Raw genomic sequence first — 914 nt, forward strand, 5'->3', positions numbered from 1 at the left:
TTAATAATTGGAGGTACTTATACATTTGAGCAAGTCCCAAAATTATTCAATTTAAGAGAAATGGTAGGAGAAGTATTAAAAGATATGGGAGCAATAAAAGAACCAGTTGCTACGACGTAGGAAAATATGACGACGTAACTATAAAATAAAATAATGCAATTAAGACACCTGAGAGGGTGTCTTTTTAATGTAAAAAAATAAAGGAGGAATCTATGGAAGCTATCATGACAAAAGCAATTTCACAGGGATTAGGATATGCTTTGTTCTGCTTTTTACTTTTTTATGTATTAAAGAAACAAGAAACAAGGGATGCAAATAGTGAATTAAGAGAAACAAAATATCAATCAATAATCGAAGAATTGACCAGTACAGTTAATGTAAAATTGGATAAATTAATAGACAAAATGGAGAAATAAAAGGGGAGAAAATAATTATGAATATCGGGGTAAATGATGGTCACACAATTAGTGGGTTCGGTAGTGGAGCAGTAGGAATTATAAAAGAGGGAGAACATACAAGGCTAGTTGGTGCAGAAGTAAGAAGGTTAATTAAAGCATATGGCCATAACGCAATAAATTGTACAGTCGATTATGCAAATTCCGTAAATCAAAGTTTATCTTTGATTATGGATCAAGCAAATAGACAAGATTTGGATTGGTTTATATCTATACATTTTAATGCTGGTGGCGGAGAAGGTGTAGAAGTCTACACATATGAGGGCAGGCAATATCAAGATGCAATAGACGTATGCAATAACATTTCTAAATTAGGATTTAAAAACAGAGGCATAAAAGATGGTAAAGGTCTTTATGTAGTCAGAAGAACTAAAGCAAAATCTATGTTGATAGAGGTATGCTTCATTGATACGGCAGATGCTAACCATTACTTAAGCGTAGGGTATAAAGCTATTGCTA

At 32.7% G+C, this 914-nt stretch carries 2 protein-coding genes; both read left to right on the forward strand.

What is annotated here, in order from left to right; all coding sequences use genetic code 11:
* The first annotated feature begins 212 nt into the window (after positions 1-212).
* Complete coding sequence (locus Ctaglu_RS24780; RefSeq protein ID WP_125006727.1) at positions 213-416, forward strand: BhlA/UviB family holin-like peptide; 204 nt, start codon at positions 213-215, stop codon at positions 414-416.
* 17 nt (positions 417-433) lie between these two features.
* Positions 434-914: N-acetylmuramoyl-L-alanine amidase (locus Ctaglu_RS24785; protein ID WP_148097615.1), on the forward strand; the 481-nt coding region annotated here is incomplete at its 3' end.

Source organism: Clostridium tagluense, assembly GCF_003865095.1.
Taxonomy (GTDB): Bacteria; Bacillota; Clostridia; order Clostridiales; family Clostridiaceae; genus Clostridium_AD; species Clostridium_AD tagluense.

Excerpts from the sequence above, each read along its gene's own strand:
- Ctaglu_RS24780 (WP_125006727.1), top strand. The coding sequence starts at position 213 with ATGGAAGCTATCATGACAAAAGCAATTTCACAGGGATTAGGATATGCT.